Origin of the sequence: Bartonella sp. AP58NXGY, assembly GCF_042195785.1 — a bacterium.
In the GTDB taxonomy this organism is placed as follows: Bacteria; Pseudomonadota; Alphaproteobacteria; order Rhizobiales; family Rhizobiaceae; genus Bartonella.
This window is the reverse complement of record NZ_JBHIOY010000160.1, coordinates 444-874: the sequence shown is the minus strand read 5'-3', so window position 1 is coordinate 874 and position 431 is coordinate 444. Positions and strand designations below refer to the sequence as shown.

At 28.3% G+C, this 431-nt stretch carries 1 pseudogene; it reads left to right on the top strand.

Annotated elements, in window-relative coordinates:
* Positions 1 to 192: 192 nt before the first annotated feature.
* Positions 193 to 431: pseudogene (locus ACFINC_RS10180) on the top strand (hypothetical protein); the annotation flags it as partial.

The following is a 431-nucleotide window of genomic DNA, read 5'->3' as shown; positions in this document are numbered from 1 at the left end:
TGTCTCTTATACCAAGAAACTTCCTTTATATTCATTGTTATAAAATATATACTATGATATTACCTTTCTAAGAAAGCTCACTTAATGTTAAAAAGTTTATTTGTTTGTCTTTAAGTGAAACTTTTAAGGGGATGTTTATAAATTTATCTCAATAAAAAACGATAGTTTCCATACCAAAATGGGAGAAAATCTATGGTTATCTGGTTATCAGACCAAATAGGTATATCTGCTGCAAACATAACGATAAGCTTTTTGTTTTTTATAATAACAATCACAGCTATTATCATAATTATCTTTTTTTTACGCCGTTTGAATATGGGAAGATTCAACACTAATAGAAAAAAAAATCTATCACGGTTAGCATTATGTGAAGCAATTTCTATAGATCGAACACGCCGCCTTGTTTTAATCCGTTGTGATAATAAAGAACA